The sequence below is a fragment of the Mesorhizobium sp. M3A.F.Ca.ET.175.01.1.1 genome, from assembly GCF_004791945.1.
GTDB lineage: Bacteria > Pseudomonadota > Alphaproteobacteria > Rhizobiales > Rhizobiaceae > Mesorhizobium.
In genome coordinates this window covers 38,661-40,426 of sequence record NZ_SRTP01000023.1, presented here as the reverse complement: position 1 = coordinate 40,426, position 1,766 = coordinate 38,661, and the positions used below count along the sequence as shown (strand labels likewise).

Genomic DNA, 1,766 nt, shown 5'->3' with positions numbered 1-1,766 from the left:
GCTTACGGTCGTGCCGAGCATTTTGTCTCTCCTATGTGTCTGGGAACAAGCGTTGGCTGCCCTTTCCGCTCCGGTCGGCAGCTCCTGCCGGCCTACGAAGACAGAGTTTCAAAACTCGTGCCAACTGCGACGCGAACTTTAAAGGCGAATGGGCATTACATGCGAGCGCTTCGCGTCGTCGTGGGACATGATCACGGGACTTACCGGGATCATGCAGCATTCGCTCTGGAACTGTGCGGTCTCGCGATTTTCTCTTCAGCGGCTGGGTTGAGGCGAAGGCTCGCCCCAAGCGTTTGTCGAACCACATCAGATCGGTGCCGCGCCTTGTAAACGGCGGCAATAGGGATTGGCCGGAGGGCGCGAAATGACCAAGCGTCGGAAGCTCGTCGCGTTGCTGCCAGGGCATGGACTTTGACGATAAGGATGGGAGCGGAAAGAATGCTGAACGATCGACCGCGCATGGGCTTTGGGAGCGGACAGCTCCGGCGACGGAGAAGCTGGCAGGCGACCTCGTCGCCGATGTCGCGATTGTCGCGCCGGCTGGACCGGATTGTCCGCCGCGCTGCACCTAGCCGAGCGTGGCCTGGACGCTGTCGTTATCGAGGCAGCCGAATTGATTTGGCGCCGCCGGGCGGAGCACCGGATTGGTGAATGCCAGCCTCTGGGTGATGCCGTCGGCGCTCATGGAGACGCTCGGTCCCCTCAATGGCGGTCGTCTGCTTAATTTGGCTGCGCGATTCGCCACACACTGTCTTCGAGATCGTCGACAAGCACGGCTTGCAGTGGGAGGTGAAACGGGTCGGCACGATCCACTGCAGAGCCGCTAAAAGCGCCGCCGAGATCGCGGAGCGAGCCCGCCAGTGGCAGGCGCTCGAAGCCCCGTGGCATATCCTCGATGCCCGGAGACCCGTGCAAAGACAGGCACCTCGGCCTACCCGCAGGCCTAATCGATCCGCGTGCAGGGACGATCCAGCCGCTCGCCTATTTGCGCGGCCTCGTTGGCGGCGATTGCTGCCGGCGTGACCGTCTTCACCGCAAGACCGGTCGAATATATCGCGCGTGAGGCGGGCGTCTGGCGGCCCGCCACGCAAGAAGGAAACATCCGGACCAAGTGGGCGGTTGTTTCAACCGAGACCTACACCTCGCGCATCCTCTCCGCACTGAGCGGCGAGCAAGTGGTGCTCCCATATTCCATGTCGCGACTGCGCCGCTGAGCCACAGCATCAGCCGCACGATTCTGCCCCAAGGGCACGGCGGCATGGACATATCCCCGATTTTCGCATCGTGAGACAATGCTGTGCCTATCCCTGTGTTATGAAGAAGTTTCGCCAGCGATCAAGCACTGCAAAGTCGTCCTGCGGAGCAGTCCTGATGCGCCAACTCGTGCTGAAGACCCTATCAAACATCCAGGCCGGTACCTCAGCCCGGTCCATTGACTGGGCCAGAAAGGCTGCAGTGAAAAACCGCCGCGTCACCTTCTCGATCACCCCATCGATATGGACCCGCCGCCCGGTCCAAGGATGCCATTATCAAGGATGCAATCTATAAAAAAGCCCGCGCTAAACATCGGTCCGGTGGCGTTCCGTCGTCGAGTTATATAATACCGCGAGGCCACATTCCTCGCTCGACGGCGCGATGCAGCTGCGCTTCGAATAGCGACGATATGGCGGATACTATCGGTAATGTGGCGCCAAATGTCAAATGGTTGTCGCGGCTCCCAAACTATTGTTCAGCCTCGAAATTCAACAGGACATTGCTCTATGGGA

1 protein-coding gene is annotated in these 1,766 nt (G+C 60.2%); it reads left to right on the top strand.

Annotated elements, in window-relative coordinates:
* The first annotated feature begins 1,019 nt into the window (after window positions 1-1,019).
* Window positions 1,020-1,214: a hypothetical protein gene (locus tag EN818_RS29740; protein ID WP_135906156.1), complete on the top strand. Its 195-nt coding sequence runs from the start codon at window positions 1,020-1,022 to the stop codon at window positions 1,212-1,214.
* Window positions 1,215-1,766: the final 552 nt, after the last annotated feature.